This is a genomic window from Nonomuraea composti (genome assembly GCF_012034275.1).
Taxonomy (GTDB): Bacteria; Actinomycetota; Actinomycetes; order Streptosporangiales; family Streptosporangiaceae; genus Nonomuraea; species Nonomuraea composti.
This window is the reverse complement of record NZ_JAATEP010000042.1, coordinates 65,241-91,260: the sequence shown is the minus strand read 5'-3', so window position 1 is coordinate 91,260 and position 26,020 is coordinate 65,241. Positions and strand designations below refer to the sequence as shown.

The window sequence follows — 26,020 nt, the reverse complement described above, 5'->3', positions numbered from 1 at the left end:
AATAGGGGAACCCCCGGCCTCGGAAGCAAGAGGCCGGGGGTTCTTCACCCGAGAGGATCAGGCGGTGAAGCCGACCTCCGTGTAGTCGTAGTACTTGTAGCCGCGCGCGCCCCAGTTGGCGAGCGTCTTCTTCACGGCCCAGATGTCGGGACGCTGGTACAGCGGGATGGTGTGCACCATGTCCCAGATGAGCTTGTCGGCGGCGTTGGCCAGCTCGATGGCCTTGGCCGGGTCGGTCTCGTCCACGGCCGCCTGGATGGCGGCGTCGACCGCCGGGTCGCTGCCCTTGGGGAAGTTGCTCTCGGAGCCGGTCTTGTAGATCTGGGGCAGGCTCCCGAGCGGCAGCGGCGTGCCGATCCACGAGAACGGCACCAGGTCGAAGTCGCCCTTGATGATGAAGTCGGTGAAGAACTTGTCATCGGGGACCGGGCGGATCGTGACCTTGATCCCGGCCTCCTTGAGCATGGCCTGGGTCAGCTCACCCTCGGTCTTCGAGGTCGCGACGCTGGCCGGGATCACGAAGTCGAGCGCGAACTCCTTGCCGTCCTTCTTGCGGTACTCGCCCTCCTGCTTCCAGCCCGCGGCGTCGAGGAGCTGCTTGGCCTTCTCCAGGTTGTACTTGCCGAGCTCGCCGGAGTTGTCGACGTAGCCCTTGTGGTTGTTCATGTAGACGTGGTTGCCGAGCGTCTGCAGCGGCCACTCCATGTCCTTCAGGTCGGACTGGGTGATCACGTCGCGGTTGATCGCGTACTGGACGGCCTGGCGGACCGACTTGTCCTTCAGGAACTCGCTCTGGTTGTTGACCGTGATGTGCCGCCAGTTCGGGCTGAGCGCCTTGCGGATCTCCGCGTTCGGCACCGCCTTGGCCCGCTGCAGGTTGGCGGGGTTGCCCGCCTCGATGTACGCGGCGTCGATCTCGCCATTGGCGAAGGCGTTCACCTCGGCCGAGGAGTCGGCGATGGTCCGGAAGATGATCTTGTCGAGCTTGGGCTTCCTGCCCCACCACTTGTCGTCACGCACGAGGGTCAGCGTCTTGGTGCCCTCGTCGATCTTCTCGACCTTGAAGGGCCCCGCGGTGGCGGGGATCTTCTGGTTGTAGTCGTTGTCGAACTTCTCGGGCGTGTCGATGTGCGCGCCCGGGATGACGTGCGCGGTGCCGCGGTTGAACAGGCCCTGCCACTCCGAGTACGGCTTGGAGAAGGTGATGATCGCGACCTTGTCGGAGTCGCCCTTCTTCACCGACTCGATCTTGTCCCAGCCGTCGGTGGAGGCCGGCTTGTACTTCTTGTTCTCGCCGTTGTTGGCCTTCCACGCCGCCTCAAGGTCCTTCCAGGTCATCGGCGTGCCGTCGGACCAGGTGGCCTTCTCGTTGAGGGTGTAGGTGACCGTCTGCTTGCCGTCGACCGTCTCGTTCTTCACGTCGGCGAGGTAGTCGGGGTTCGGCGTGAACTGCGCGTTCTCGTCCGCCATCATGAACTGCGGCAGGATCGGGTCGAGCATGGTCGCGGTGTCGGCCTGGTTGCCGTCCACGTGGTTGGGGTTCCACTGGGTCGGCCACTGCCCGATGGCGAGAGTGAGCGTGCCGCCGTCCTTGACCTGCTCATAGGGCACCGGGTTGATGCTGATGGCGGGGGTCTCCGTCATCTGCTGCTGAGCCTGCTTCGACTGCTCGGCGTTCGGCTGCTTGCTCTGCGAACCGCCGCCTCCGCCGCAGGCGGCCACGGCCAGGGCCAGGACCGCCAGCCCAGCGGCCGCACGGTAACGAACCTTCACTCTTCCTCCTGATTATCCGAGGCCGTGATGACCTCGATCTCCTCCGCGTAGTGGCAGGCGGCGCCGTGATCGACGACGTTCGCCAGCCGGGCAACCGAGGGCTCCTCGTCCACACACCGCCGGCGCTCGGCCTCGCTGAGCCGGGCGAACTTGGGGCAGCGGGTGCGGAACCTGCATCCAGACGGCGGGTCGGCCGGGCTGGGCAGGTCGCCTTCGAGCAGGATCCGCTTGCGGGTGCGTTCCATCTCGGGGTCGGGCAGCGGGATCGCCGACAGCAGCGCCTGCGTGTAGGGGTGCGCGGGACGGTCGTAGACGTTCGCGACCGCCCCGATCTCGGCGATCCTGCCCAGGTACATGACGGCCACACGATCGGCCAGGTGCCGGACCACGGCCAGGTCGTGCGCCACGAACAGGTAGGACAGGCCCAGCCTGTTCTTCAGCTCCTCCAGCAGGTTGATCACGCCTGCCTGGATGGAGACGTCGAGCGCCGACACGGGCTCGTCCAGCACCAGCAGCTTCGGCTCCAGGGCCAGCGCGCGGGCGATGCCGATGCGCTGACGCTGGCCGCCGGAGAACTGCTGCGGGTAACGCTCGGCGTGCTCCGGCGCCAGGCCGACGAGCTGCAGCAGCTCGGCGACCTTGGCGGCCACGTCCTTCCTGCCGTGCGCGCGCAGCGGCTCGGCGATGATGTCGCCGACCGGCATGCGCGGGTCGAGCGCGGCCATCGGGTCCTGGAAGACGATCTGCAGGTCCCCGCGCAGCGCCTTGCGCGCGGCCTTGTCCAGCTTGGCGCTGTCCTTGCCGAGCACGACGACCCGGCCGTCCTGCGGCGGTTCGAGCTGCATGATCTGCTGCAGCGTGGTGGTCTTGCCGCAGCCCGACTCGCCGACCAGGGCCAGCGTCTCGCCCTCGGCGATGTCGAAGCTGATGCCGTCCACCGCGAACACGGTGCCGACGCGGCGCTTGAAGATCGCGCCCTTCATCAGCGGGTAGTGCTTCTTCATGCCGTCGAGCTCCAGCACGGTGGCGCGCTCGGTGCGCGGCACGCGGACGACGTCGCTCGGCGGGATGACCGGCACCGGGAACACGTCGGCGCCCGTGAGCCCCTTGTGCTCGATCTCGTGCGCGCGGATGCAGGCGACGTGGCGCCCGCCGCCGAACGGCGTCAGCGGCGGCTCCTCGTCGTCGCACATGTCCACCTTCATGGGGCAGCGCGGCGCGAACGGGCAGCCGGGCGGCAGCGAGGCGGGCGAGGGCGGGTTGCCCTCGATGGGCACGAGCGGCCCCTCCTCGCCATCCACCCGGGGGATCGAGGCGAGCAGCCCCATCGTGTACGGCATGCGCGGCCGGTAGTAGAGGTCGTCCACGGGCCCCTGCTCGACGGGCCGGCCCGCGTACATGACGAGCACCCGGTCGGCCATGCCGGCGATGACGCCCAGGTCGTGGGTGATCATCACGATGCCGGCGCCGGTCTCCTGCTGCGCGGTCTTGAGCACCTCCAGGACCTGCGCCTGGATGGTGACGTCGAGCGCGGTGGTCGGCTCGTCGCAGATGAGCAGGTCGGGGTCGTTGGCGATGGCCATGGCGATCATCGCGCGCTGCCGCATGCCGCCGGAGAACTCGTGCGGGAACGCCTTGGCCCGCAGGTTCGGGTTGGGGATGCCGACGAGGTCGAGCAGCTCGACGGCGCGCTTGGCCGCCTTGTCCTTGCCCATCTTCTGGTGGACGCGGACGGCCTCGGCGATCTGGTCACCGATCGTGTAGACGGGCGTGAAGGCCGACAGCGGATCCTGGAAGATCATGCTGATGGCCTTGCCGCGCACCTTGACCAGCTCGTCTTCCTTCATGCCGAGCAGCTCGCGGCCGTGCAGCTTGACCGAGCCGCTGACCACGGCGTTCTGCGGCAGCAGGCCCATGACGGCGAGCGAGGTCACGGACTTGCCGGAGCCGGACTCGCCGACGATGCCGAGCACCTCGCCGCGCTCGACCTCGTAGCTGACGCCGCGCACGGCCTCGATGCCGCCGGGGAAGGTGACGGTGAGGTCCCTGACCTCCAAGATGCTCACGAGTTGCTCCCCGGGTCGAGTGCGTCACGCAGGCCGTCGCCGATCAGGTTGACGCTGAGCACCAGCGCGACCAGCAGGCCGGCGGGGAAGGCGAACAGCCACGGGTAGCCGGTGGCGTTGCGGGAGCCCTCCGCGATCAGCGTGCCGAGCGAGACGTCCGGCGGCTGGATGCCGAAGCCGAAGAAGGACAGCGCGGCCTCACCGATGATGGCGCCGCTGACGTTCAGGGTGGCGTCGATGATCAGCAGGGAGGACAGGTTGGGCACGATGTGCCGCATGATGATCTTCCATCGCGGGATGCCCATGTAGACGGCGGCCAGGACATACTCGCGCTCACGCAGCGACAGCGTCATGCTGCGGACGACTCGCGAAGTGATCATCCAGGAGAAGGCCGCCAGCAACGCGACGAACCACAACCACGACGCGCCGTCCCGGAGCCTCGGCGAGATGATCGCGATGATCAGGAAACTGGGCAGGACGAGCAGCAGGTCCACGCCCCACATGAGCGCGCGGTCCACCCAGCCGCCGAAGTATCCGGCGAAAGCGCCGACAATCGCGGCCAGGCCGGTGGAGATCAGCGCCACCAGCAGGCCGATGATGATCGACTTCTGCATGCCGCGCAGTGTCACCGCGAACATGTCCTGGCCGATAGCGGTCGTGCCCCACCAGTGGTCGGCGTCGGGCGCCGACAAGAAGGCCATGAAGTCCTTGTCCGTCCAGTCGTACGAGCCGAAGACCGGCCCCACGTACGCCAGCGCCACCAGCAGGAGCAACGCGACGAAGCCGTAACGAGCCTGCCGGTTGCGCACGAGGCGCTTGAAGACGACTTTCGATCGCATCTCAGCTCACCCGCACCCGGGGGTCGAGGGCCGCCACCAGCAGGTCCGACAGAAAGGATGCGGCCAGAATGCAGACGGCGGCGAAGAAGGTCACCGCGGCCACGGAGTTCACGTCGTTCTGGTTGATCGAGTCGACCAGCCAGGCACCCATGCCGTGCCAGGAGAAGATCTTCTCCGTGAAGGTCGCGCCCGTGAACATCGTCCCGAACGCGAAGGCGAAGTACGTCGCCGACGGGATCAGCGCAGTGCGCAGCGCGTGCTTGATCAGCGCCGTTCTGCGCCGCAGGCCCTTGGCCATCGCCGTGCGGACGAAGTCCTGGTTGAGGACGTCGAGCATCATGTTGCGCTGGATCCGGCTGTAGAAGGCGATCGAGCCGAGGCTGAGCGAGATCGTCGGCAGGATGAGATGGTTCAGCCGGTTGAGGAACTGGTCCCACCCTGACAACCGCGGGTTGTACTCGCCGGTGTACTCGATCAGCGTGAACCCGAGCCCTCTGTTCACGTTGTAGGTACCGATCGCGAGCAATGTGGCCAGCACGAACACAGGGATCGCCATGATCACAAAGGAGCTGACACCGATCACCCGGTCACTGAGCTTGTACTGCCGCACCGCCGAGACGGCGCCCAGCGCCACGCCCAGGGCGAAGCCCAGCAGCGTGCCGATGAGCAGGAGCCGCAGGCTGACCATGACGCGGCGGCCCATCTCCTGGTTGACCGAGCCGCCGTTCCACGTCTTGCCGAAGTCTCCGGTGACGACTCCCGAGGCCCAGGTCGCGTAGCGCTGGAGCACCGGGGTCTTGTCGTTCAGGTTGTAGGCATTGAGTGTGGCGTCGATGACCTCCTCGGCCACCGGGGGCTGACGCCCCTCGTACGCCGCCCGCGGGTTCATCGTGGTGGCCGCGAGCATGTACGCCAGACTGGCCGCTATGGCGACCAGGATCACATTTATTGCCAACCTGCGGAGCAGGTACTTGCCCATCACTCTCCGTTCGCGCTGACCGGAGGCGCAACCTTCCTGTACGGAGAGGCGCCCCCCGCAACGAAAACCCATCTCGCATCGTGAAATGACAACGCGATGTCGGGACGGCGATCAGGGCGCAGAATATAAGCAAAAATATAACAGTCAGAAACAGGGGTATATAACGGTAAGGTCACCGACAATAGATCAACGAGTCACTTGAGACCTCGCCAACATCGGGCTCCACCTGCGGAAACGCGGCTTACCAGAGGGCCACTGAGACCGCTCCCATAACCCTCTGTGTCACAGAATCCGGACATAAATTGCACGATCTACAAAGGCCCTCATATCATATTGACTTGGGGCGCTGTAACGCGGGTCCGGCTCATCTTCTCTCGCCGGTTGTGCGCGCCGTCATCGGGCTACGGCATCCACTTGCCGCCCGCCACGTCGATCGTGAGACCCGTGAGCCACGAGGACGCGCTGTCGGAGGCGAGGAACGCCGTCACGTTCGCCACGTCCAGCGGCGTGCCCAGGCGGCCCAGCGGGTGCTCGGCCAGCATGCGCTCCTTGAACGGCGCCGGCATGCGCTCCTCCAAGCGATCCGTCATGATCGTCGAAGGCGCGACGGCGTTGACCCGGATGCCCGCCGGGGCCACCTCGTGCGCGAGCTGCCTCGTCAGCGCGATCACGCCCGCCTTCGCCGCCGTGTACGCGATGGAAGCCGAGGTGGGGGTGCGGGCCGCCAGCGACGACATCGTGATGATCGAGCCACGGCCGCGCTCCCGCATGCCCGGCAGGAAGCTCTTGATGACCAGGTAGGTGGAGGTGAGGTTGGCCTGCACGGTGGCCTGCCAGTCCTCCTCGGGAAGCTCGTCGATCGGCCGCGGCCGGCCGCCCGTGCCGCCGCCCGCGAAGATCGCCAGCACGTCCACGGGGCCGAGACGGCGCTCGGTCTCCACGCGCATGGCCTCGATGGCGGCGAAGTCGGTGGTGTCGGCCCCGATCCCGATCACCTCACCTGATCCTCCGGCGCCCTGCTCGGCATGCTGGGTGGCGTCATGAACGGCGTGCTGTGCGGCGTCCTGTGCGGCGTGCTGGGCGGCGTGCTCCACGGCGGAGGCGAGGGCGGCGGGGTCGCGGCCGTTGACGACGACCTTCATGCCCTGCTCGGCCAGCACCCGGGCGGTCTCCCTGCCGATGCCACCCGAACCGCCGGTCACCAGCGCCACCTTGCCCTGCAGATCCGGAAATCTCATGACTGCGCTCCCTCGTGGAGTGGGGGTCCGTCCTCTCCCGTCCACAGTGCCCTGCGCGAGGGGGCACGGGCATCGGGCCCGGGGCGCGCCTCCACCTGCACCCCGGGGACTGCGGACGCCCCTGAGCCCTACTCCCGGTGGGTGCGGCCGACAGAGCCCGCTACTCCCCCGGTCGTAGCGGACGCTCGATGCCCGCGGCGGCGAGCAGGAAGAAGCCGTCGGAGCACGCCGAGCGCCTCGAACAGGCGCAGAGGGTCGCGCAGCGCGGCACGGCTGACGCCAAGCCGCTCGGTCGGCTCGCGTTCCTCCTAGAGCTTGTACGCCCGCCGCGCCGTCCCGGCGAACACCTCCTCCCGCTCACTCTCCGACAGCCCGGCGCACAGCTCGTCCGCGGCCGAAACGACCTGGCCGTACCCGGCCGCGAGCAGGCAGACCGGCCAGTCGGAGCCGAACATCACCCGCGAAGGGCCGAACTCCTCCAGCACCACCTCTGCGTACGGCCGCAGGTCGGCCACCCGCCACGACTCCCAGTCGGCCTCGGTGACCATGCCCGACAGCTTGCAGTAGACGTTCGGGTACGCGGCCAGCTCCCTGATCCGGCTGCGCCACGGCTCCAGCTCCCCGGAGGCGATCGGCGGCTTGGACAGGTGGTCGAGCACGAACGTCAGCTCGGGCAGCGCGGCCACCGTGTCGGCGGCGGCGGGCAGCTGGTGCGGCAGCGTCAGCAGGTCGTAGGCGAGCCCGGCGGCGGACACGGCGGCCAGCCCGCGGCGCACGTCGGGCCGGTTGAGCCAGGCGGGGTCCGCCTCGGACTGCACGCCGTGCCGCACGCCCACCAGCCCGGCCGGCAGCGCGGCGAGCGTGTCGGCGGCGTCGGGCGCGGTCAGGTCGATCCATCCGACCACTCCGGCGACCAGGTCGGACCCGGCGGCCAGGGTCAGGAACTCGCGGGTCTCCTCCAGGTCGGCCAGCACCTGCACCAGCACGGTGCCGGTCACCCCGGCGGCAGAGGCGGGCCCGGCGAGGTCGTCGAGCGTGTACGTGCGGCGGACCGGCGCCATCCTGTCGCCGTCGAGCCAGGCGTGGGGGCGGGCGGACAGGTCCCAGACGTGGTGGTGGGCATCGATGCGATTCACGGCAGACATCCTATGTATCCGATAGGAGTGATCAACAGTGGCGAACGACGGCCACACCCGGCGAGCCCTGCCCGCGACCGTGACCGGCCCCATGTCGAAAAGCTCCCGCCCGCTCCGACCAAGGCGCGAAACGTCAAGAGACCAGGGAGTTCTTGGACATGGGAACCAACCGGGCGTGGTGGGGGCTGGTCGTGCTCCTGCTGCCGACCTTGCTCGTCGCGATGGACATGACGGCGCTGTTCCTCGCGCTGCCGCAGCTGAGCGCCGACCTGGGCGCCGGCAGTGTAGAGCAGTTGTGGATCAGTGACGCCTACGGGTTCATGGTGGCCGGCCTCGTCATCACGATGGGCACGCTCGGCGACCGGATCGGCCGCCGGCGGCTGCTGATGATCGGGGCGGCGGCGTTCGCGGTCCTGTCGGTCGTGGCGGCGTGCTCGACCAGCCCGGCGATGTTGATCGTCGCGCGGGCGCTGCTGGGTGTGGCGGGGGCGACGCTGATGCCGTCCACTCTCGCCCTGATCACCAACATGTTCCCGGACGGGCGGCGGCGCGGCCGGGCCATCGCCATCTGGGCGACGTGCCAGTTCACCGGCGGCGCGCTCGGCCCGGTGCTGGCCGGGTTCCTGCTGCAGTACTTCTGGTGGGGGTCGGTGTTCCTGGTGGCCGTGCCCGCGATGGCGGTGCTGCTGCTCGCGGGCCCGGTCCTGCTGCCGGAGTTCCGGGGCGGGCAGGCCGGTCGGCTGGACCCGGCCAGCGTCGGGCTGTCGCTGGCGGCGGTGCTCCTGATGGTGTACGGGATCAAGCAGCTCACCGTGGAGGACGTCCCGGCCGGGCCGGCGGTGGCGCTGGCCGCCGGTGCCGCCCTCGGTTTCGTGTTCGTCCGCCGGCAGTTGCGGCTGGAGTCGCCGCTGCTGGACCTGCGGCTGTTCCGCAACCGCCCGTTCACGGGGGTGATCGTCGCGCTGGTCTTCGCCGGCATCGCGATGGCCGGCACCGGCCTGCTGGTGACCCAGTACCTGCAGAGCGTGCTGGGCTTCTCGCCGGTCCTGTCGGCGATCCTGTTCGCCCCCATGGGCCTGGGCACGGCCGCCGGCACCATGCTCGCACCCGCGCTGGCCCGCCGGACGAGCCACACCTCCGCGATCGCCGGCGGCCTCGTGGTGTCGGCCCTGGGCAGCCTCCTGCTGATCTTCGTCGGCACGGACGGGCCCACCGCCCTTCCCCTGGTCATGACCGGCATCACCGTCCTGGCCCTGGGCACCGGCCCCCTGTTCGCGCTGGGCACCGGCCTGATCGTCGGCTCCGTACCGCCGGAGCGCGCCGGCTCGGCCGCGGCCCTGTCGGAGACCGGCAACTACTTCGGCGGTTCGCTCGGCTTCGCCCTGCTCGGCGTGGTGGCCGCCGTCGTCTACCGCAGCCACATGAACGGCACCCTGCCCGCCACCGACTCCCTGGCGGGCGCGATCGCCGCCGCCGCGCGGCTTCCCGCCGATCAGGCCGCGGTCCTGCTGGACGCCGCCCGGGCGGCGTTCACGACCGGCCTGCACGTCAACGGCGCCGTGGCGGCGGCCATCTTCACCGGCCTGGCCGTCCTGGTCCGCACCATGCGCCCGTCGACCTCCGCCGCAGAGGCCCGGCTCCCCGATCAGGAACCGGCTCCCCAGCCGTCCTGACCGCCGCTACGTGGCTGCCGGGTCGAGGGTGGCGGCGCGGCCCAGGAACAGCTCGCGCTCGCGGTCGTTGCGGGTCAGCTCGGCCGCGCGGCGGAACTCGGCGGCGGCCTCTTCCGGCCGGCCGAGCTTGGCCAGCAGGTCGCCGCGGACGGCGGGCAGGTGGGCGTAGTGGCGCAGCGTGCGCTCGGTCAGGAGGGTGTCGGCGAGTGCCAGCCCCGCGGCGGGGCCGTCGGCCATGCCGACCGCGACGGCCCGGTTCAGCTCCACGACGGGTGAGGGGGTGAGGTGGGCCAGGAGCCGGTAGAGGGCGGCGATCCTGGGCCAGTCGGTGGCCTGCGGGGTGCGGGCGCGGGCGTGGCAGGCGGCGATGGCGGCCTGGAGTCCGTACGGGCCGAGCGTGCCCAGCTCCTCGGCGCGGCGCAGGCCGTCGAGACCGCGGCGGACGAGGAGGTGGTCCCAGCGGCTGCGGTCCTGGTCGGGGAGGAGGATCGGGGTGCCGTCGGGGGCCGTTCTGGCGGGGAGGCGGGACGCCTGGAGCTCCATGAGGGCCAGCAGGCCGTGCACCTCGGGCTCGGCGGGCATGAGGCCGGCCAGCACGCGGCCGAGGCGCATCGCCTCCTGGCAGAGGTCGGGGCGGGTCCAGTCGGGGCCGGCGCCGGCCGCGTACCCCTCGTTGAAGATCAGGTAGATGACTTCGAGGACGGAGGCCAGCCGGGCGGGCAGCTCGGCGGGCGGGGGCAGCTCGATGGGGATCCTCTTGTCGGCGAGCGTGCGCTTGGCGCGGGAGATGCGCTGGCCGACAGTGGGCTCGGGGGCGAGGAAGGCGCGCGCGATCTCGGCGGTGGTCAGGCCGCCGAGCAGCCGGAGGGTGAGCGCGAGCCGCCCCTCGACCGGGAGCTGGGGGTGGCAGGCGGTGAAGATCAGGCGGAGCAGGTCGTCGCCGATGTGGTCGTCGAGGTCGGCTTCCGCCCACTCCTGGCGCAGCTCCATGTCACGGCCGATCTGTTCAAGCTTGCGCTGGTAGGTGTCGCGGCGGCGGAACTGGTCGATCGCGCGGTGCTTGGCGGTCTGCGTCAGCCAGGCGCCCGGATTGTCCGGTACGCCGGTGCGCGGCCATTCCTCCAGCGCCGCCACCAGGGCGTCCTGGGCCAGCTCCTCGGCCAGCCCGATGTCGCCGGCCATGCGGGCCAGCGCGGCGATGACCCGGGCGGACTCGATGCGCCAGACCGCTTCGACCGCCCGGTGGGTGTCGGCTACCGTCATGCGTCCTTGAATATCAGGCGGGCGGCGCGAAGTCCGCCGGCCCGAACAGCCGCAGCACGTCGGCCTCCCCCTCCCAGCCCGGCCACAGGTCGCGGTGCAGCCGGACGAACCGGGAGGCCCACTCGACGGCCTCCTCCTTGCTCCGCACCTCGTACAGGGCGTAGCTGATCATTTCCTTGGCCTCGGCGAACGGGCCGTCGCTGACGATCAGCCGGCCGCCGCTGACCTCGACCCGCGCGCCCTCGGAGCTGGGCGCAAGGCCGCCGGTGTCGAGCAGGGAGCCGGACTCGGTGGCCTCCTGGCCGAGCTTCATGATGGCGTCCATGAGGTCGGCCGGGGGCGGGCCGCCGGGCTGGGCGGTGACTTTGAGGGTGACGAGGTAACGCATGGTCTCAGTGCCCTTCGGTGATGGTGGTGGCCGGGAGGGAGCGGGACAGGTCCAGCGACACTAGCGACATCCAGCACCAGAGGGCCACGATGCCGGCGACGAACAGGAGGTTGGCCCACGCGATCCCGCCGCCGCCGGCGATGCCGGCGAACGAGCCGAGGAACAGGGTGCCGGTGATCCGCGAGTACCAGGCCCAGCCCTGGCGGCCGTCGCGGGCGTACCGGGAGGCGATGACGTAGCAGGCCGCGCTCACGCACAGGAAGCCCACGCCGCCGACGGCCATGTGCAGGATCCCGGAGAGGGTGACCGTGCCGGGCCCCTCCGGCGTTCCGGCGGGGAAGCCCCTGGCGGGGTCGGCGGGGAAGAGCGCGGCGCCGATCATGCTCGCGCCGAACACCCCGACGAGGACGGGAGCCCAGCGGGCGCCGTGCCCCGGGGCCAGCGCGCGGCGCAGGCCGGCGGCGGCGGCGAGGGTGGCCAGGGCGGTGAGGACGAAGTTGAGCGTCTGGATCCAGCCGAGGTCGCCGCCCGCCAGGTAGCTCCAGGGGTGGCGGGCCAGGTCGAAGCCCTCCCTGGTGAACGCCTGCGCCAGGGCGACGGTCACGTACATGGGGCCGGCCAGGACGCCGCAGGCGAGCAGGAGGCGCGGGCGGGAGGAGGAGCGGGCGAGCTGGGTCATGGTGATCCACCTTGGGTCGCGGGGGCCGGCGGGTCCGGCCCTCTGACCAGGCGGCGAACGAGCCGGGCGGATTTCGACACGATCCGCTGGATTTTTTTCGGCGAGCGAACGGGGCTCACAAGCCTTGAGAGGTGACCGGTTTCGAGCGGCGCGACGTGTGGGTGAACGGCCGCCGCGCGCAGAGCCGCAACAACCGGGCCGCCGCCGTCGTCCAACCCCGCATGGGCAGTGCACTGATCGACGGGGACCCGCAGCGGCTCGGCGGCTACTGGCTGGCCGGCCGGCTCGGCGCGGGCGGCCAGGGGGTCGTCTACGAGGCGTACGACCCGGCCGGGGCCCGCGTCGCGATCAAGGTGCTGAGCGGGGACCCGGCCGGGCATCCGGGGCTGCGCGAGCGGATGGCGAAGGAGGCGGTCTCGGCGCAGCGGGTGGCCTCGTTCTGCACGGCCCGGGTGCTGGACGCCGACCTGGAGGGGCCCCGGCCGTACATCGTCAGCGAGTACGTCGAGGGCCCCAGCCTGCGGGCCGCCGGGCGGGTCTTCGCCGGGGACGAGCTGCACCGCCTGGCCACCGCGATCGCGACGGCGCTGACCGCCATCCACGACGCCGGCGTGGTGCACCGCGACCTCAAGCCCGACAACGTGTTGCTCGGCCCGGACGGGCCCCGCGTGATCGACTTCGGCATCGCCCGCACGCTGGAGATGTCGCTCACCTCGACGGGCGTGGTCACGGGCACGCCCGGTTACATGGCGCCGGAGGTGTTCTCCGGGGAGCGGGCGGGGCCGCCGGCCGACGTGTTCGCGTGGGGGGCGGTGGTCTGGTTCGCCGCCACGGGACGCGACCCGTTCGCCGGGGAGGCGCTGGGCGCGGTCATGCACCGCGTGCTGTCCGCCGAGCCCGACCTGTCGGTGCTGCCGGGCTCGCTGCGCGGGCCGGTGCGGGCGGCGCTCGCCAAGGACCCGGCCCGCCGCCCGTCGGCCCGCGAGCTGCTGCTGGGCCTGGTCAGCGGCGACGGCAGCCTCGACACACCGCACCTCATCGGTGCCGACGGCAGCTTGGCCACCTCGCGGCTGCTCTCCCTGGGGGTCGATGACGGGCGGCGGGTGGCCGTCCCGGCTCACGACCCCGCGCTCGGCGTGCTCGCCGAGGACGCCTACGCGGCGCTCGCGCCCGAGGACAGGGAGCTGGTGCCCGAGCTGTTCCTGCGCCTGGTCACGGTGACCGACGCGGGCGAGCTGGCGCTGCGCGAGCCACGCAGGTCCGAGCTGCCGGACGGGGTGGAGCGGGTGCTGGCGGCCTTCCCGTACCTGGTGTCGGCGACCGATCCCGTACGGCTGCTGCGCCCCGCCCTGCCGCTGGCCTGGCCCCGGCTGCGGGCCTGGGTGGAGGCGGACCGGGACGGTCTGGCCGTGCACCGCCGGATCAGCGCGGCGGCGGGCCGCTGGCAGGAGCACGGGCGCAGGGACGGCGACCTGTTCTCGGGCAGCACCCTGGACGACGCCCTGAGCTGGGCCGCCGCGGGTCGGCGCAACATCACGCTGACCCCGGCGGAGCGGGACTTCCTGGCGGCGGGCGCGGAGCTGACGCGGCGGCGTTCCAGGCGTACCCGGCTGGCCGCCATGGGGCTGGCGGTGCTGCTGGTGGTGGCCGTGGCGGCGGGCGGGACGGCGGTGTGGCAGAGCGTCACGCTGGCCGAGCAGGGCGCCACGCTGACGCGGCAGCGCGACGCGGCCGAGTCGGCCAGGCTGGCGGCCGCCGCGGACGCGGCCCGTGACCAGGACCCGGTGCTCGGCCTGCTGCTGAGCGCGGCGGCCGGCCGGTTGTCGCCGACGGACGAGGCAAGGTCGAGTCTGGTGGCCGCGCTGGCCGACCCGGCCGTGGCGGCCTTCCGCGACCCGGACACCGGCCCCGACGTGGTGCGCTCGCTCACCCCCGACGGCCGCTCGCTGGTCAGCGTGAGCTCGCGGGAGGTCAAGGTGTGGGACGTGGCGACCGGCCGGCGCGCGGGCGGCTTCACCGGCCTGCCCGGCAGGCGGCCCCGCCAGGTCTCGGTCAGCGAGGACGGCCGGCTGCTGGCGATCGTGGACGACACGGGCATCACGGTCAGGGAGCTGAGCACGGGGCGGCAGCTCGGCAAGCGCCTGGACGCGCCCGAGGAGGTGGACGTGCGGGCCGGGTTCAGCGGCGGGCGGTTGCTGGTGACGATCGGGCAGGGCACCTCCGTCCTCGACTGGCGCAGCGGGAGGTCGACCGCGCTGCCCACGATGGCGGGGGCGGCCGTGCACCCGGGCGGCGGCTACGCGGTGGCCGGGCGGGAGCTGTTCGCGCTGCCGTCGGGGAAGATGCGGCCGGGCTTCGCCGGCGTCTGCGCCGCCTGCGGCAGCGTCCCCGTCTTCAGCCCCGACGGCCGCCGCCTGGCCGTCAGCGACGACACGGGCCTGACGTTGTACGACACGCGTACCCGCGAGGCGCTGCAGTCGTTCGACGGCTGGGAGTTCCGGGCGGTGCCCGTGTTCAGCCAGGACGGCAGCCTGATCGCGGGCTTCGGCGAGAGCGTCACCGTGTGGCGGCCGGACGCCGAGGAGCCGCTGCTGATCAGGCGGGAGCTGGAGGGCCGGGCGAGCCAGGCCGTGTTCGGCCCCGGCGGGCTGCGCTACCTGAGCGAGGACACGGTGGTGACGCTGCGGCCGAGCCCGCCGTCCGACGAGCCCATGGACGCGGTGCGGCTGAGCGGCGACGGCCGCTCCCTGGCCACGCACCGGCTGGACGCCACCGACATCACCGTGGACGGCAAGAGCCGGCCGGCGGGCGCGGTCGAGGCGTACGACGCCGGGTTCGCGTTCAGCCCCGGCAACGGCCTGCTGGCCGTGCGCAACGGCGAGGAGGTCACGGTCCGCGACACGGCCACGTGGCGGGAGCTGGCCCGGCTCACGCCCGGCTTCGGCAACACCAGCGAGCCGAACGTCGCCCTGCCCACCTCCCGGGGCCTGTGGACGGCGGGCGAGAAGACGTTCACGCTCTGGTCGCTGCCCGGCGGCCGGCGGCTCAAGGACGTGCCGAGGCCGCGCCTGCTCGGCTGGGCCACCGGCGCGGACGGGCGGCTGGCCGGGCTGGACGCGGAGCGGCTGCAGGTCGTGGACCTGGAGAGCGGCCGGCCGTTCGGCCCCCCGCTGTCGCTGCCGGAGCAGGCGCAGGACGTCTGGTTCAGCGCGGACCTGAAGCGGGTCGCGGTGAACTTCTCCGGCAAGGTCGGCGTCTGGGACCCGGCGACGGGCGCGCGGCTCGGCGACTGGCTGCGCACGGACAATGCGGCGTGGGACGGGGCGTTCTCGCTGGACGGGCGGCTGTTCGCGTTCGCCGCGCAGGACAAGACGCTCAGCCTGTGGGACGTCGAGCGGGGGCGGCGCGTCGGCCCGCCGATCGAGCTGGCCGACAGCGCCCGCTCCCTGGCGTTCACGTCGGGCCCGGCCGAGCTGCTGGCGATCGGCCGGGGCGGCCGGCTGACCAGGCTGCCGACGACGGTGGAGGGGCTGGCGCAGGCGGCGTGCGCGCGGGCGGGCCGCGACCTGACGGCCGCGGAGTGGCGCCGCTATCTGCCGGACCGGCCGTTCGAGCGGAGCTGCCCTTCCGCGAGGTGATCTTCTTCCGGTACGCTCCCCTGCCGATCGTCGTGAGGAGCAGCCGCCATGAACGCTTCGATCCGCCTCGCCGTCGCCGCCGCGCTGGCCTTCGTGACCGTGGGCTGCACCGCCGCGCCGGACGAGCCGCCCCCGCCGCGGCCGGAGCGCGGCACGATCAAGGTGGGCGTCATGCCCACGGCCGACGCCGCGCCGCTGTTCGTGGCGATCGAGAAGGGCTTCTTCGAGCAGGAGGGCCTGGAGGTGCAGCCGGTGACCGCCACGGGCGCCGGCGCGATGCTCCCGCAGATCGAGGCGGGGGTGCTGGACCTGGGGCAGACCGACTACGTCACCACCATCCTGGCCGCCGAGCACGGCAAGCGGCTCAAGATCATCGGCGCGTCGGCGCAGGCCGGTCCGGCCAGTTACGCCCTCGTGGCCGCGAAGGACTCGAAGATCGACTCCGTGCGGCGGCTCAAGGGCAGGACCGTCGCGGTCAACAACCTCATGGGCGCCGGCATGCTCAGCGTCATCGCCATGCTGAAGGACGCCGGCCTGGACCGGGACGACGTCACGTTCGTCGAGAAGCCGTTCCCCGACATGCCCGCCATGCTCGCCGCGGGGAAGGCGGACGCCGCGTGGCTGGCGGAGCCGTACCTCAGCGCCGGCGCGGCGCAGGCGCTGCTGCGCGCGGTGCCCGACACCGTGCCGGGCCGGTTCGCCGACCTGCCGACCAGCGGCTGGATGACGACGGACAAGTGGCGCTCGGAGCATCCGGCGACGCTGGCGGCCTTCCGGCGCGGGCTCGCCAAGGGCCTGCGGGCCGCGGCCGACCGCAAGGAGGTGGAGGCGGTGCTGCCGACGTACACGGAAATCACCGCGGCGGCGGCCCCCAACGTGTCGCTGGGCGCCGTACCCACCGCCGTGGACGCGGGGCGGCTGCAGCGGGTGGCCGACCTCATGCGGCAGCACGGTTACGTCAAGAGCTCCCTGGACGTGCGCGCGCTCATCGCCGAGCCCTGATCCCGGGGGCCGGGGCCGCCGGAGGTGCCCCGGCCCAGCAGCAGCGTGCCCAGCCACAACATCGCCATGCCCAGGGCGACCAGGGCCGAGCCCTCGCCCTCCTCCCACGTGGCCACCGCCAGCAGCACCACGCCCGCGACGGTGACGGCGGCGCTGACGGGCGTGACCCGGCGCAGCAGGGCCAGGACGACCGCCTGCGCGAGCACCGCGGCGTAGAAGAGCTGCGCCCCGGCGCCGTACACGACCGGCTCGACCCCGGGGAAGCCCCTGACGTGCTCCAGCAGGCCGCTCATGGCCTCGCCGTCCACGGCGGTGAGGCCGGCGTACAGGCCGATGCCGAGCTGGGCGAGGTTGGCCGCCACGCCGAGCAGCGCCAGGCCCGTCACCGTGTCCACGGCCACCCGCCACCCGCCCGTGACCGGCCCCGCCAGGCCGCGCACGGCCAGCGTCATCACGCCGAACATCGCGAACGCCGCCAGCCAGGCCACCTGCGCCGCCGTCCACCAGAGGCCCGGTTCCAGGCCGCCGCCGAGGGGGCGCAGGAGGAACCAGCCGGCCAGCAGAGCGGCCGGGCCGGCGGTGAAGGAGAGCTGGGCCAAGCGGTTCGCGGGGTTCATACCTGCCACGATGCCGCCTGAACGATGCCCGGCTCATCCGTGACCGTCCCTGATTTCCCCCTGGGCCGGGATCAGGGACGACCTCAGGTGTCAGGTGAAGTAGCGCATCCAGACGTACAGCCAGGCCAGCACCGTGCTGAAGGCGGTGACGACGATGCCGTACCGGGTGAACTGCCAGAAGGTGATCTTGTGGCCGTTGCGCGCGGCGATGCCGATGGCCACCACGTTCGCGCTGGCCGCGACCGCGGTGCCGTTCCCGCCGAAGTCGGCGCCCAGGGCGAAGGCCCACCACAGCGCCTGGCCGGTCTGCGGGTCGGGGGCCGCGGCGACCACGCCCTCCACGATGGGGGCGGTCGTGGCGACGTACGGGATGTTGTCGAAGAACGCGCCCAGCACGCCCGAGCCGAACAGCAGCGCCGTCGCGGCCACGAAGTAGTCGTCGCCCAGCGTGTCCAGCGCCCACGTGCCGATCGCGGCGATCACGCCGGTGTGCACCAGGCCCGCGACCATGACGAACAATCCCATGAAGAACACGAGCGTGGGCCACTCGACCTCGCGCAGCACCTCGGAGACGTTCGCGCGGGAGACCAGCAGCATCACGCCCGCGCCGACCAGCGCCACGATCGACGGGTCGACGTGCACCACCGCGTGCAGCCCGAACCCGGCCACGACCGCGGCCAGCACCACCAGGCAGCGCGTGAGCAGCCGCGGGTCGGTGATCGCCCGCCGCTCCTGCAGCGCCATGACCTCGGCCACCCGGTCGGCGTTGTACTGGAACGAGCCGGCGAACAACCACCGGGCCGACAGCACGAACACGGCGAAGATGACCACCACGATCGGCGCCATGTGCACCAGGAAGTCGTTGAAGGTCAGGCCCGCGCGGCTGCCGATGATGATGTTGGGCGGGTCGCCGATGAGGGTGGCCGCGCCGCCGATGTTCGAGGCGAGGACCTCCGCGATCAGGTACGGATGCGCGGCGATCCGCAGCCGGTTGCACACCACGATCGTGACCGGCGCGACCAGCATGATCGTGGTGACGTTGTCGAGGAACGGCGAGGCCACCGCGGTGATCGCCATCAGCATCACCATCAGCCGGTACGGGCGGCCCCGCGACTTCTTGGCGGCCCAGATGGCGAGGTAGTCGAAGACGCCCGTCTGCTTGATGACACCGACGATGATCATCATGCCGAGCAGCAGGAAGATGACGTTCCAGTCGATGCCCTCGTGCACGGAGAAGAACACCTCGGCGCCGGGGATCAGGCCGAGCACGGCCATCAGCCCGGCGGCGATCAGCACCACCTTGACCTTGTTCGCCTTCTCCGTCGCGATGAAGTAGAAGGCCACCAGGAAGATCGCCAGTGCGGCGAAGGCGCTCATCCGGCCTGCCCCGGCGGCCCGGACCGGTCCGCGGCGCCGGTTGAGTGCGTGCGGGGACAACAGCGGATCATGGTGACCTCCGTGGTGTGGGCAAGCTTCCGTGGTGTGGGCATGCTTCGGCCCGGGCGGGCCTTCGGCGCCCGCCCGGTGAGCCGGGAAAGGTGTCGGGTCGCGCCGACCGGCAACTGGGCCGGCCGGCGCGGGTGTCAGCCGTCCTGTGCTGGGGCGCTTCCGCCGGATAGGGCCAGGCAGGTCAGCAGCCGCTCCAGGGTGATCGCGCCGGCGAGCACGCCGTCGCGGCCGACGACCGCGACGATCGGGCTGCGCAGCCTGGCCATGAGGGCGGCCACTTCGAGCAGGGTCGCATCCAGCGGCACGGTGGCCGGCGTGGCCGGCTGGCGCGGCAGGCAGTCGCTCACCGTCAGCTCGCCCAGCTCGCCCCAGAACAGGTCGGCGTGCGCCTCGTCGATCGTCCGGCAGAGCGCCGGATCCTCCTGGTACGCCCCCGGCACCGCGAGCCGCAGCACCTGCGTCCCCGGGAGCACGCTCGACGGCCTGCCCGTGCCGTCCACGACGATCAGGCCGGGCATCCGGCCCATCGCCATGATCCGCACGGCCTTGGTGACGGGGTCGTGCGCGGTCACGGTCGGCAGGTTCACGGCGATGTCGCTGGCTTCCACGTCGCTGTCTCCCTCCGGCTCCCGTCCATCCTCCAGGCGGGTGCCGGGCGGGGGCTATCGGGTCGAGCACCCATCTGGGCAGGGATAGAACATGTAGGGACGGGTTTCTCAATGGGGGTCAGACCGCATGGACAACCACACCGCAGGACGAAGAGGCTAGAGGCGATGAACGATCGCGCAAGGGGCGGCACCGGGGATGCGCCGCCGGCCGGGACGCGTCGCGCGGGCGCGCCGCGCGGCGCGTCCCGGCCGGCGGCTCAGGGCCTGTTCCGCCGGCTGGTCGTGATCAACGGCCTGGTGTTCGCCGCCGGGACGCTCGTGCTCGCCGTCTCCCCCGCCACCGTCTCCGCCCCCGTCGCGTGGGCCGAGGTGCCGGTCCTGGTGATCGGGCTGGCGGTGATGCTCGTCGCCAACGCGCTGCTGCTGCGCCGCAGCCTCGCCCCGCTGGACGCGCTCACCACGCTCATGCAGCGCGTCGACCTGCTGCGCACCGGCGACCGGCTGCCCGGCGGCGGCAACCGCGACCTCACCCACGTCATCGACACGTTCAACGCGATGCTGGACCGGCTGGAGGCCGAGCGCAGCGCCAGCAGCGCCCACGCGCTGGCCGCGCAGGAGGGCGAGCGGCAGCGCATCGCCCGCGAGCTGCACGACGAGATCGGCCAGAGCCTCACCGTGGTGCTGCTCGGCCTGAAGCGGGTGGTGGACCGCGCCCCCGCCGACCTGAAGGAGGACCTGCACGGCGTGCAGGAGACCGTGCGGGCCAGCCTCGACGAGGTCCGCCAGGTCGCCCGCCGCCTGCGCCCCGGCGTGCTGGAGGACCTCGGCCTGCACAGCGCGCTCAGCGCCCTGTGCACGGACCTGTCCCGCATGAGCGGCATCCCCGTCACCCGCTCGGTACGGCCCGACCTGCCCGCCCTCGGCGCCGACGTCGAGCTCGTCCTCTACCGGATCGCGCAGGAAAGCCTCACCAACATCGCCCGGCACGCCCACGCCGAGCACGCGGAGCTGTCACTCGCCCGCGAGGACGGCCACCTCGTGCTGCGCATCACCGACGACGGCCGGGGCGGCGCCGTCCAGGAGGGCGCGGGCATCCGCGGCATGCGCGAGCGCGCCCTGCTCATCGGCGCCCGCCTCACCATCGACTCCCCGCCCGGCGCCGGCACCCGCGTCAGCCTCGCCATCCCCTGCGATCGGAGCACGACCCCGTGACCAGCCACGCCGTCCTTCACCGCTCGGAGCACGACCCCGTGACCAGCCACGCCCTGCCTCGCGATCGGAGCACGACCCCGTGACCAAGACCCGGATCCTGCTCGCCGACGACCACGCCCTGGTCCGCAGGGGCCTGCGGCTGATCCTCGACGCCGAGCCCGACCTGGAGGTGGTCGCCGAGGCCGCCGACGGCGCGCAGGCCGTGGCCGCCGCCTCCGAGGACGACGTGGACCTCGCCATCCTCGACATCGCGATGCCCCGCATGACCGGCCTCCAGGCCGCCAGGGAGATCTCCCGGCGGGCGCCCGGCATCCGCATCCTCATCCTGTCCATGTACGACAACGAGCAGTACTTCTTCGAATCGCTCAAGGTCGGGGCGTCCGGCTACGTGCTCAAGTCCGTCGCCGACCAGGACCTGCTGGAGGCGTGCCGGGCCACGATGCGCGGCGAGCCGTTCCTCTACCCGGGCGCGGTCACCGCGCTCATCCGCGACTACCTGCAGCGCGACCGGGAGGGCGAGCGGATGCCCGAGAGCATCCTGACGCCCCGGGAGGAGGAGATCGTCAAGCTGATCGCGGAGGGCAACTCGGCGAAGGAGATCGCGGAAACCCTCGTCATCAGCGTGAAGACCGTGGACCGGCACCGCGCCAACATCCTGCAGAAGCTCGGCATGCGCGACCGGCTGGAGCTGACCCGCTACGCCATCCGCGCCGGCCTCGTCGAGCCCTGACCCGAACCTGAGGCGCCGCCCGCGATCGCGGCCTTGATCGTGCCGTGGAGCGCGGTGTTACGTTGAAGGTCAAGCGTGCCCGACACCTGCGCGAAGGACGTGGTCACCGTGCTCTACCTCTTCGGCTTCGATCGGATCGGCGTGGCCGTGAGCGACATCTACTTCGTCGACCCCAACCCGCTCGAAGGCCAGGAGGGCGCCGAGCGCGGCGTGCGGCTGGAGCTGCGCCGGCTGGAGAGCGGCGAGCTGAAGGGCTCCATCTACTCCTCCCGGCCCATCACGGTGGACCGGCCGATCTGGCGGGTCGACCTGCTGGAATCGGTCACCGGCACGCCCGGCAGCTTCGACCGCACCCACCACCACCCCGGAGTGAAGGGGTGGGAGCCGGGGCGGCGGGTGTTCGACGAGCGGCTGTCGCAGGAGCCGCTGAAGTGGCTCGGCGAGCGGCTGGCCGACCTGGAAGGCGTCCTGGACGAGGCCGGCGTCGGGCGGGACGAGGTCAGCCCGGCCGACGTGACCGGCCTGCGGGAGCGTACCCCGGAGATCGTCGAGACGGTCGCCCGCCTGCTCGACACCGTCCGCACCGCCGACCCGGGCGGCCCGGCCGGAGCCGAGTCGGCGACGAGCGTGCGGGCGAGCTGGCTGTAGGCGCCGTTCAGCCGGACGGCGGTCGGCCCAGGCCCCGGACGCGGACGGCCGTCAGCCCTGCCGCCGGACGCGGTCGGCGAGGTCGGCGACCGCGCCGACCAGCTCGGGACCGTTGAGCAGGGTCAGGTCGTTGTGGCCCGCCCCGGGCACCTCCACCGCCGTCGCACCGGCGGCCTTGGCGACCGTGCGGCTCAGGTCGGGAGGGACGGTCGTGTCGCCGGTGCCGTACACGACCACGACCGGGGCCCGGACGGCGGCGATGGCGTCGGCGACGGGGAAGCGGTCGCGCAGGAGGGCGCGTACCGGCAGGAACGGGTAGTTGACCTGGCCGGCGGCGGCCAGGTCGGTGAACGGGGAGCGCAGCACCAGACCGTCGGGCGGGCGTTCCAGGGCGAGCCTGGTCGCCACTGCCGCGCCCAGGCTCTCGCCGAAGTAGATCACCTTCGGGGTGCGGATCGCGTCGCGGGCGGCCAGGGCGTCGAGGAAGAGGCCGTGCTCGGTGGGGGTGCCCGGGTTGCCGCCGTAGCCGCGGTAGTCCATGAGCAGGACCGGCAGCCCGCGCGCGGCCAGAGCCCTGGCCAGCGGGGCGCGGTGCAGCCTGTTTCCGGCGTTGCCCCCGGTGACCAGCACGGTCACCGCCCGTCCGTCCGGCACCTCACCGGGCGGATCGCCGGGCAAGTCGCCGGGCGGGGCGGCGGGGACGTACCAGGCCGCGAGTTTCAGGCCGTCGCGGGTCGTGAGGGTGATGTCGCGCGCGCCCGGGATCACCGTCGCGGCGGGCGGCACGGGGGCGGTGTCGGGCAGGTAGATGAGCCGCCGCTGGAACACCCACAGCAGCCCGAGCAGCAGGAGCAGCACCGCGGCGACGACCAGGGCGGTGCGCGCGAGCGTCGTCACGAGGACAACGGTACGCAGGCGCGCACCGGCGCGCCCAGCGCCACCGCCCGGCCGTGCGGGTCACACGAGCGCGCCTGCCTGGACGACGTGCCGGACGTGCTTCGGGTCGGCCAGGACGCCGATGTCCTCCAGCGGGTCGCCGTCGAGCACCACCAGGTCGGCGTGTGCCCCGACGGCCAGCGTGCCGATCTCGCCCGCGAGCCCGACCAGCTCCGCCGCCCCCGTCGTGGCGGCGCGCAGGACGTCGAGGGGCCGCTGCACCTCGGCCCGGAGCCGGAACTCCTGGTTCTGGTGCCGGTGCATGCCGCCGAGCAGGTCGGTCCCGTACGCGAGCCGCACCCCGCCGCGCGCGGCCCGTTCGAGGGCGGCGAGGCCGGCGTCGAGGACTTCGTCGACCTTGCGCCAGCTCCGCTCGGGCAGGCCGAACTCGCGGCCTTCCTCCTTGAGCGCCCAGTACGTGACGAGGGTCGGCACGAGGAAGGCGTCGTGCTTGAGGAAGAGCTCCACGCTGGTGTCGTCGATGAGGTTGCCGTGCTCGATGGAGCGCACGCCGGCCTCCAGAGCGCGGTTGACGGCGCGGGCGGTGTAGGCGTGGGCGGCGACGTACCGGTTGGCGGCCTCGGCCTCCTCGACGGCGGCGCGCAGCTCGTCCATGGAGTACTGGGTGGAGTCGATGCGGTCGGTCGGGGAGGCGACGCCGCCGGAGGCCATCATCTTGATGTGGTGGGCGCCTTTGCGCAGCTCGTCGCGGGCGGCGGCGCGGACCGCGTCGACGCCGTCGGCGACGCGGCCGACGCCGGCGCAGCAGGGGTGGTCGTCCTTGAGGTGCTCGCCGCGGCCGCGGAAGTCGGCGTGCCCGCCGGTCTGGCTGAGCCCCTTGCCGCAGAACAGCAGGCGGGGCCCGCGGACGAGCCCTTCCGCCTGGGCGTCGGCGAGCCCGAAGTCGGCGCCGGAGGCGTCGCGGACGGTGGTGAAGCCGCGGCTGAGCATGTCGCCCATGATGCGGGCGCTGTGGGCGGCCACGTAGGAGGGGGACATGGAGCCGAGGGTGCCGAGGTTCGCGGTGGAGGCGGTGACGTGGACGTGCGCGTCGATCAGGCCGGGTACGACGCGGGCGCCGGCCAGGTCGATCACCCGGGTGTCGTCGGGGGCGGTGAGCCCGCGGCCGGTCTCGGCGATGCGGCCGTCGGCGCAGCGCAGGTCGGCCTCGGCGTAGTCGCCGGTCGCGACGTCGAGCAGCAGCGCGTTCTTCAGGAGCAGGCTCATGCGGCACCGGCCTTGAGGTAGGGGGCGGCGTCCTGGGCGATGGCCTGGGCGGCGGCGAGCGAGGCGTCGTCGTAGGTGCCTTCGGCGTCGAGGATGTTGAGGACGCCGAGCACGTCGCCGTCGTCGCCGAGGACGGGCACGTTGATGATGGAGGAGCAGCCGAGGCTCTCGATCAGCTCGTGGTCGGCGAAGATCTCGCGTACGGCGGCGCGGTCCTTGCCGAAGTACGGCCGCCGGCCTTCGATGCAGGTGGCCAGCCAGCCGGCGGCGACCTCGACGGTCTTCTCGCCGCCCACCGGGTACTGCTCGGGGTGGCTGCTGTGCACGCGGCGCAGCGCCCGCCGCTCGGGGATCCAGGCGAGCACGGTGAACAGGCGCACGCCCACCTCCCTGCGCACTCTTTCCTCAAGCTCGATCATCGTCTTGCCTCCTCGGTCGTCTCGGTCAGCTCTTCCAGTGATCGCCCTGCCGTGGCCAGCCCGAACACGATCACGCACACCACCCCGGCCACCAGCACCGCCGTGGTCAGCCCGAACACGCCGGCGAAGCCGAGGCTCGCGGCGGACGCGCCGATGATCGTCGGTGCGAGGATGCTGCCGACCCGGCCGAACGCGCTGGACAGGCCGGTGCCGGTGGCGCGGATCCAGGTGGGGAACACCTCGGGGGTGTAGGAGTAGACGCCGGCGTACGTGCCGTTCAGGAAGAAGGACAGCACCGCGCCCGCGACAGTGATCATGACGGGCGAGTCCATCTGCGACAGCCAGAACGCGCTGACCGCCGAGCCCGCGAGGTAGAGCGCGATCGTGTTCTTGCGGTCCATGCGCTCCGACAGCCAGGCGGCGGAGAAGTATCCGGGGATCTGCGCGAGGTAGATGATGATCGAGAACTCGAAGCTCTTGGTGACCGTGATGCCGCGGCCGATGAGCAGCGTGGGGATCCAGGAGAAGAACCCGTAGTACGAGAACGTGATCACGAACCAGATCAGCCAGATGACGGCCGTGCGCCTGGCCATGGCCGGGCTCCACAGGAAGCGCAGGGCGCTGAACAGGTTCACCTTCGGCGGGTCGGCCGTGGGGGCGACGGCGGTCTCGGGCACCGGCGGCAGCGGCTCGCCGGTGGCCTTCTCCACGCGCCGCTCCAGGTCGGCGACCACCCGCTCGGCCTCGGCCGCCCGGCCCTGCTGGAGCAGGAAGCGCGGCGACTCGGGCAGCGAGCGGCGCCACCACAGCAGCATCACGATGGGCAGCGCGGTGATCACCTGCGCGATCCGCCAGCCTTCGTCGAACGTCGGCACGACGAACCGCCCGATGAGCGCCGCCATCACGAACCCGAACGAGAAGAACCCGGCCAGCGCCCCGATGAACCAGCCACGCCGCTTGGCGGGCACGAACTCGGACAGGAACGGCGCGATGATCGCGCTTTCCGCCCCGGCCCCGGCACCGGCCAGCACGCGCGAGCCGAGGAACACCTCGTAGTTGGGGGCGAACGCGGCGACCACGGAGAAGACGGCGTAGAAGGCGAGCGCGTACATCATCACCTTCTTGCGGCCGATGCGGTCGCCGAGCAGGCCCGCGACGGTCGCGCCGAACAGGAACCCGAACGGCGTGGCCGACCCGATGATGCCGAGTTGGACGTCGGACAGGCCCCAGGCCGCCTTCGCGCTGGGCAACAGGAACGCGACGACGGCCGAGTCCATGCCGTCGAAGGTGTAGCCGAGGCCGCCGATCAGGAGCAGGACGTAGTGCGGACGGCTCAGCGGGAGCCGGTCCAGACGGGCCAACAAGGTCATCGAGCAACACCTTTCCCCAGGTCATGGCCCTGCAGGTCGATTGCGCAGCAACATATAGTGCAAATAAGCAAAATTGCAATGGTCTTTGCAGGTTTCGGTGGTCACGACCGCGTAGCATGCTGACCCGACC

The 26,020-nt window shown here is 71.9% G+C and carries 22 protein-coding genes; 6 read left to right on the top strand and 16 right to left on the bottom strand.

Annotation, left to right across the window (positions count from 1 at the left end):
• Positions 1-57: 57 nt before the first annotated feature.
• The 6 genes from HCN51_RS41585 to HCN51_RS41560 all read right to left on the bottom strand — a co-directional run bounded on the left by HCN51_RS41585 (position 58) and on the right by HCN51_RS41560 (position 8,031).
• Entirely contained in the window at positions 58-1,773 is a 1,716-nt protein-coding gene (locus HCN51_RS41585) for an ABC transporter substrate-binding protein (protein WP_168017530.1), read from the bottom strand.
• On the bottom strand, positions 1,770-3,839 hold the full coding sequence (locus HCN51_RS41580) for a dipeptide ABC transporter ATP-binding protein (RefSeq protein WP_168017529.1): 2,070 nt from the start codon (positions 3,837-3,839) through the stop codon (positions 1,770-1,772). The genes HCN51_RS41585 and HCN51_RS41580 overlap by 4 nt, the downstream gene beginning before the upstream one ends.
• Entirely contained in the window at positions 3,836-4,678 is an 843-nt protein-coding gene (locus tag HCN51_RS41575; RefSeq protein WP_168017528.1) for an ABC transporter permease, read from the bottom strand. Before HCN51_RS41575 ends, HCN51_RS41580 begins: the two co-directional genes overlap by 4 nt.
• Position 4,679: 1 nt before the next feature.
• Positions 4,680-5,657: an ABC transporter permease gene (locus tag HCN51_RS41570; protein ID WP_168017527.1), complete on the bottom strand. Its 978-nt coding sequence runs from the start codon at positions 5,655-5,657 to the stop codon at positions 4,680-4,682.
• A 401-nt stretch (positions 5,658-6,058) separates the two neighbouring features.
• Positions 6,059-6,895, bottom strand: coding sequence for an SDR family NAD(P)-dependent oxidoreductase (locus HCN51_RS41565; protein ID WP_168017526.1), 837 nt, complete (start codon positions 6,893-6,895; stop codon positions 6,059-6,061).
• 308 nt (positions 6,896-7,203) lie between these two features.
• On the bottom strand, positions 7,204-8,031 hold the full coding sequence (locus HCN51_RS41560) for an amidohydrolase family protein (RefSeq protein ID WP_346433984.1): 828 nt from the start codon (positions 8,029-8,031) through the stop codon (positions 7,204-7,206).
• Positions 8,032-8,189: 158 nt separating this feature from the next.
• On the opposite strand from HCN51_RS41560, the gene HCN51_RS41555 reads away from it, so the two are divergent.
• On the top strand, positions 8,190-9,704 hold the full coding sequence (locus HCN51_RS41555) for an MFS transporter (protein WP_168017524.1): 1,515 nt from the start codon (positions 8,190-8,192) through the stop codon (positions 9,702-9,704).
• Positions 9,705-9,710: 6 nt separating this feature from the next.
• Here the strand turns inward: HCN51_RS41555 and HCN51_RS41550 are convergent, their stop codons facing one another.
• The 3 genes from HCN51_RS41550 to HCN51_RS41540 are packed head-to-tail and all read right to left on the bottom strand — an operon-like array spanning position 9,711 to position 12,034.
• Positions 9,711-10,967, bottom strand: coding sequence for an RNA polymerase sigma factor (locus HCN51_RS41550; RefSeq protein ID WP_168017523.1), 1,257 nt, complete (start codon positions 10,965-10,967; stop codon positions 9,711-9,713).
• A 13-nt stretch (positions 10,968-10,980) separates the two neighbouring features.
• Entirely contained in the window at positions 10,981-11,355 is a 375-nt protein-coding gene (locus tag HCN51_RS41545) for a YciI family protein (RefSeq protein WP_168017522.1), read from the bottom strand.
• 4 nt (positions 11,356-11,359) lie between these two features.
• Positions 11,360-12,034 carry a DUF998 domain-containing protein gene (locus tag HCN51_RS41540; protein WP_168017521.1) on the bottom strand — a complete coding sequence of 225 codons (675 nt, stop codon included), beginning with the start codon at positions 12,032-12,034 and terminating at the stop codon, positions 11,360-11,362.
• A 131-nt stretch (positions 12,035-12,165) separates the two neighbouring features.
• On the opposite strand from HCN51_RS41540, the gene HCN51_RS58445 reads away from it, so the two are divergent.
• A complete protein-coding gene (locus HCN51_RS58445; protein ID WP_206068490.1) occupies positions 12,166-15,672 on the top strand; it encodes a WD40 repeat domain-containing serine/threonine protein kinase in 3,507 nt (1,168 codons plus the stop codon).
• A gap of 48 nt (positions 15,673-15,720) precedes the next feature.
• Positions 15,721-16,674 carry an ABC transporter substrate-binding protein gene (locus HCN51_RS41530; protein WP_168017520.1) on the top strand — a complete coding sequence of 318 codons (954 nt, stop codon included), beginning with the start codon at positions 15,721-15,723 and terminating at the stop codon, positions 16,672-16,674.
• Here the strand turns inward: HCN51_RS41530 and HCN51_RS41525 are convergent.
• The 3 genes from HCN51_RS41525 to HCN51_RS41515 all read right to left on the bottom strand — a co-directional run bounded on the left by HCN51_RS41525 (position 16,626) and on the right by HCN51_RS41515 (position 19,348).
• Positions 16,626-17,291 carry a hypothetical protein gene (locus HCN51_RS41525; RefSeq protein WP_168017519.1) on the bottom strand — a complete coding sequence of 222 codons (666 nt, stop codon included), beginning with the start codon at positions 17,289-17,291 and terminating at the stop codon, positions 16,626-16,628. The two genes, HCN51_RS41530 and HCN51_RS41525, sit on opposite strands and share 49 nt — an antisense overlap.
• Before the next feature lie 90 nt (positions 17,292-17,381).
• Complete coding sequence (locus HCN51_RS41520; RefSeq protein ID WP_168017518.1) at positions 17,382-18,668, bottom strand: ArsB/NhaD family transporter; 1,287 nt, start codon at positions 18,666-18,668, stop codon at positions 17,382-17,384.
• Between the two features lie 206 nt (positions 18,669-18,874).
• A complete protein-coding gene (locus tag HCN51_RS41515; protein WP_346433983.1) occupies positions 18,875-19,348 on the bottom strand; it encodes a CBS domain-containing protein in 474 nt (157 codons plus the stop codon).
• 165 nt (positions 19,349-19,513) lie between these two features.
• On the opposite strand from HCN51_RS41515, the gene HCN51_RS41510 reads away from it, so the two are divergent.
• The 3 genes from HCN51_RS41510 to HCN51_RS41500 all read left to right on the top strand — a co-directional run bounded on the left by HCN51_RS41510 (position 19,514) and on the right by HCN51_RS41500 (position 21,938).
• Complete coding sequence (locus HCN51_RS41510; protein ID WP_168017517.1) at positions 19,514-20,560, top strand: HAMP domain-containing sensor histidine kinase; 1,047 nt, start codon at positions 19,514-19,516, stop codon at positions 20,558-20,560.
• Between the two features lie 79 nt (positions 20,561-20,639).
• Positions 20,640-21,290 (top strand): response regulator, encoded by a 651-nt coding sequence (locus HCN51_RS41505; RefSeq protein WP_168017516.1) that lies wholly within the window; start codon positions 20,640-20,642, stop codon positions 21,288-21,290.
• Between the two features lie 75 nt (positions 21,291-21,365).
• Positions 21,366-21,938, top strand: a complete 573-nt coding sequence (locus HCN51_RS41500; RefSeq protein ID WP_206068489.1) for a hypothetical protein — start codon at positions 21,366-21,368, stop codon at positions 21,936-21,938.
• A 51-nt stretch (positions 21,939-21,989) separates the two neighbouring features.
• Here HCN51_RS41500 and HCN51_RS41495 read toward each other — a convergent pair whose 3' ends face one another.
• The 4 genes from HCN51_RS41495 to HCN51_RS41480 are packed head-to-tail and all read right to left on the bottom strand — an operon-like array spanning position 21,990 to position 25,890.
• Complete coding sequence (locus HCN51_RS41495) at positions 21,990-22,835, bottom strand: alpha/beta fold hydrolase (RefSeq protein ID WP_168017515.1); 846 nt, start codon at positions 22,833-22,835, stop codon at positions 21,990-21,992.
• Between the two features lie 60 nt (positions 22,836-22,895).
• Positions 22,896-24,101 carry a metal-dependent hydrolase family protein gene (locus HCN51_RS41490; RefSeq protein ID WP_168017514.1) on the bottom strand — a complete coding sequence of 402 codons (1,206 nt, stop codon included), beginning with the start codon at positions 24,099-24,101 and terminating at the stop codon, positions 22,896-22,898.
• Positions 24,098-24,520: a GAF domain-containing protein gene (locus HCN51_RS41485; protein WP_080041601.1), complete on the bottom strand. Its 423-nt coding sequence runs from the start codon at positions 24,518-24,520 to the stop codon at positions 24,098-24,100. The genes HCN51_RS41490 and HCN51_RS41485 overlap by 4 nt, the downstream gene beginning before the upstream one ends.
• Positions 24,517-25,890 carry an MFS transporter gene (locus HCN51_RS41480; RefSeq protein ID WP_080041602.1) on the bottom strand — a complete coding sequence of 458 codons (1,374 nt, stop codon included), beginning with the start codon at positions 25,888-25,890 and terminating at the stop codon, positions 24,517-24,519. Before HCN51_RS41480 ends, HCN51_RS41485 begins: the two co-directional genes overlap by 4 nt.
• Positions 25,891-26,020: the final 130 nt, after the last annotated feature.

What these genes read in the sequence shown, in the direction of transcription:
- HCN51_RS41540 (WP_168017521.1), bottom strand. Translation starts at nt 12,034, where the DNA reads ATGACCCAGCTCGCCCGCTCCTCCTCCCGCCCGCGCCTCCTGCTCGCC.
- HCN51_RS41570 (WP_168017527.1), bottom strand. Translation starts at nt 5,657, where the DNA reads ATGGGCAAGTACCTGCTCCGCAGGTTGGCAATAAATGTGATCCTGGTC.
- HCN51_RS41575 (WP_168017528.1), bottom strand. Translation starts at nt 4,678, where the DNA reads ATGCGATCGAAAGTCGTCTTCAAGCGCCTCGTGCGCAACCGGCAGGCT.
- HCN51_RS41525 (WP_168017519.1), bottom strand. Translation starts at nt 17,291, where the DNA reads ATGAACCCCGCGAACCGCTTGGCCCAGCTCTCCTTCACCGCCGGCCCG.
- HCN51_RS41550 (WP_168017523.1), bottom strand. Translation starts at nt 10,967, where the DNA reads ATGACGGTAGCCGACACCCACCGGGCGGTCGAAGCGGTCTGGCGCATC.
- HCN51_RS41510 (WP_168017517.1), top strand. Translation starts at nt 19,514, where the DNA reads ATGAACGATCGCGCAAGGGGCGGCACCGGGGATGCGCCGCCGGCCGGG.
- HCN51_RS41485 (WP_080041601.1), bottom strand. Translation starts at nt 24,520, where the DNA reads ATGATCGAGCTTGAGGAAAGAGTGCGCAGGGAGGTGGGCGTGCGCCTG.
- HCN51_RS41480 (WP_080041602.1), bottom strand. Translation starts at nt 25,890, where the DNA reads ATGACCTTGTTGGCCCGTCTGGACCGGCTCCCGCTGAGCCGTCCGCAC.
- HCN51_RS41545 (WP_168017522.1), bottom strand. Translation starts at nt 11,355, where the DNA reads ATGCGTTACCTCGTCACCCTCAAAGTCACCGCCCAGCCCGGCGGCCCG.
- HCN51_RS41565 (WP_168017526.1), bottom strand. Translation starts at nt 6,895, where the DNA reads ATGAGATTTCCGGATCTGCAGGGCAAGGTGGCGCTGGTGACCGGCGGT.
- HCN51_RS41490 (WP_168017514.1), bottom strand. Translation starts at nt 24,101, where the DNA reads ATGAGCCTGCTCCTGAAGAACGCGCTGCTGCTCGACGTCGCGACCGGC.
- HCN51_RS41520 (WP_168017518.1), bottom strand. Translation starts at nt 18,668, where the DNA reads ATGAGCGCCTTCGCCGCACTGGCGATCTTCCTGGTGGCCTTCTACTTC.
- HCN51_RS41530 (WP_168017520.1), top strand. Translation starts at nt 15,721, where the DNA reads ATGAACGCTTCGATCCGCCTCGCCGTCGCCGCCGCGCTGGCCTTCGTG.
- HCN51_RS41555 (WP_168017524.1), top strand. Translation starts at nt 8,190, where the DNA reads ATGGGAACCAACCGGGCGTGGTGGGGGCTGGTCGTGCTCCTGCTGCCG.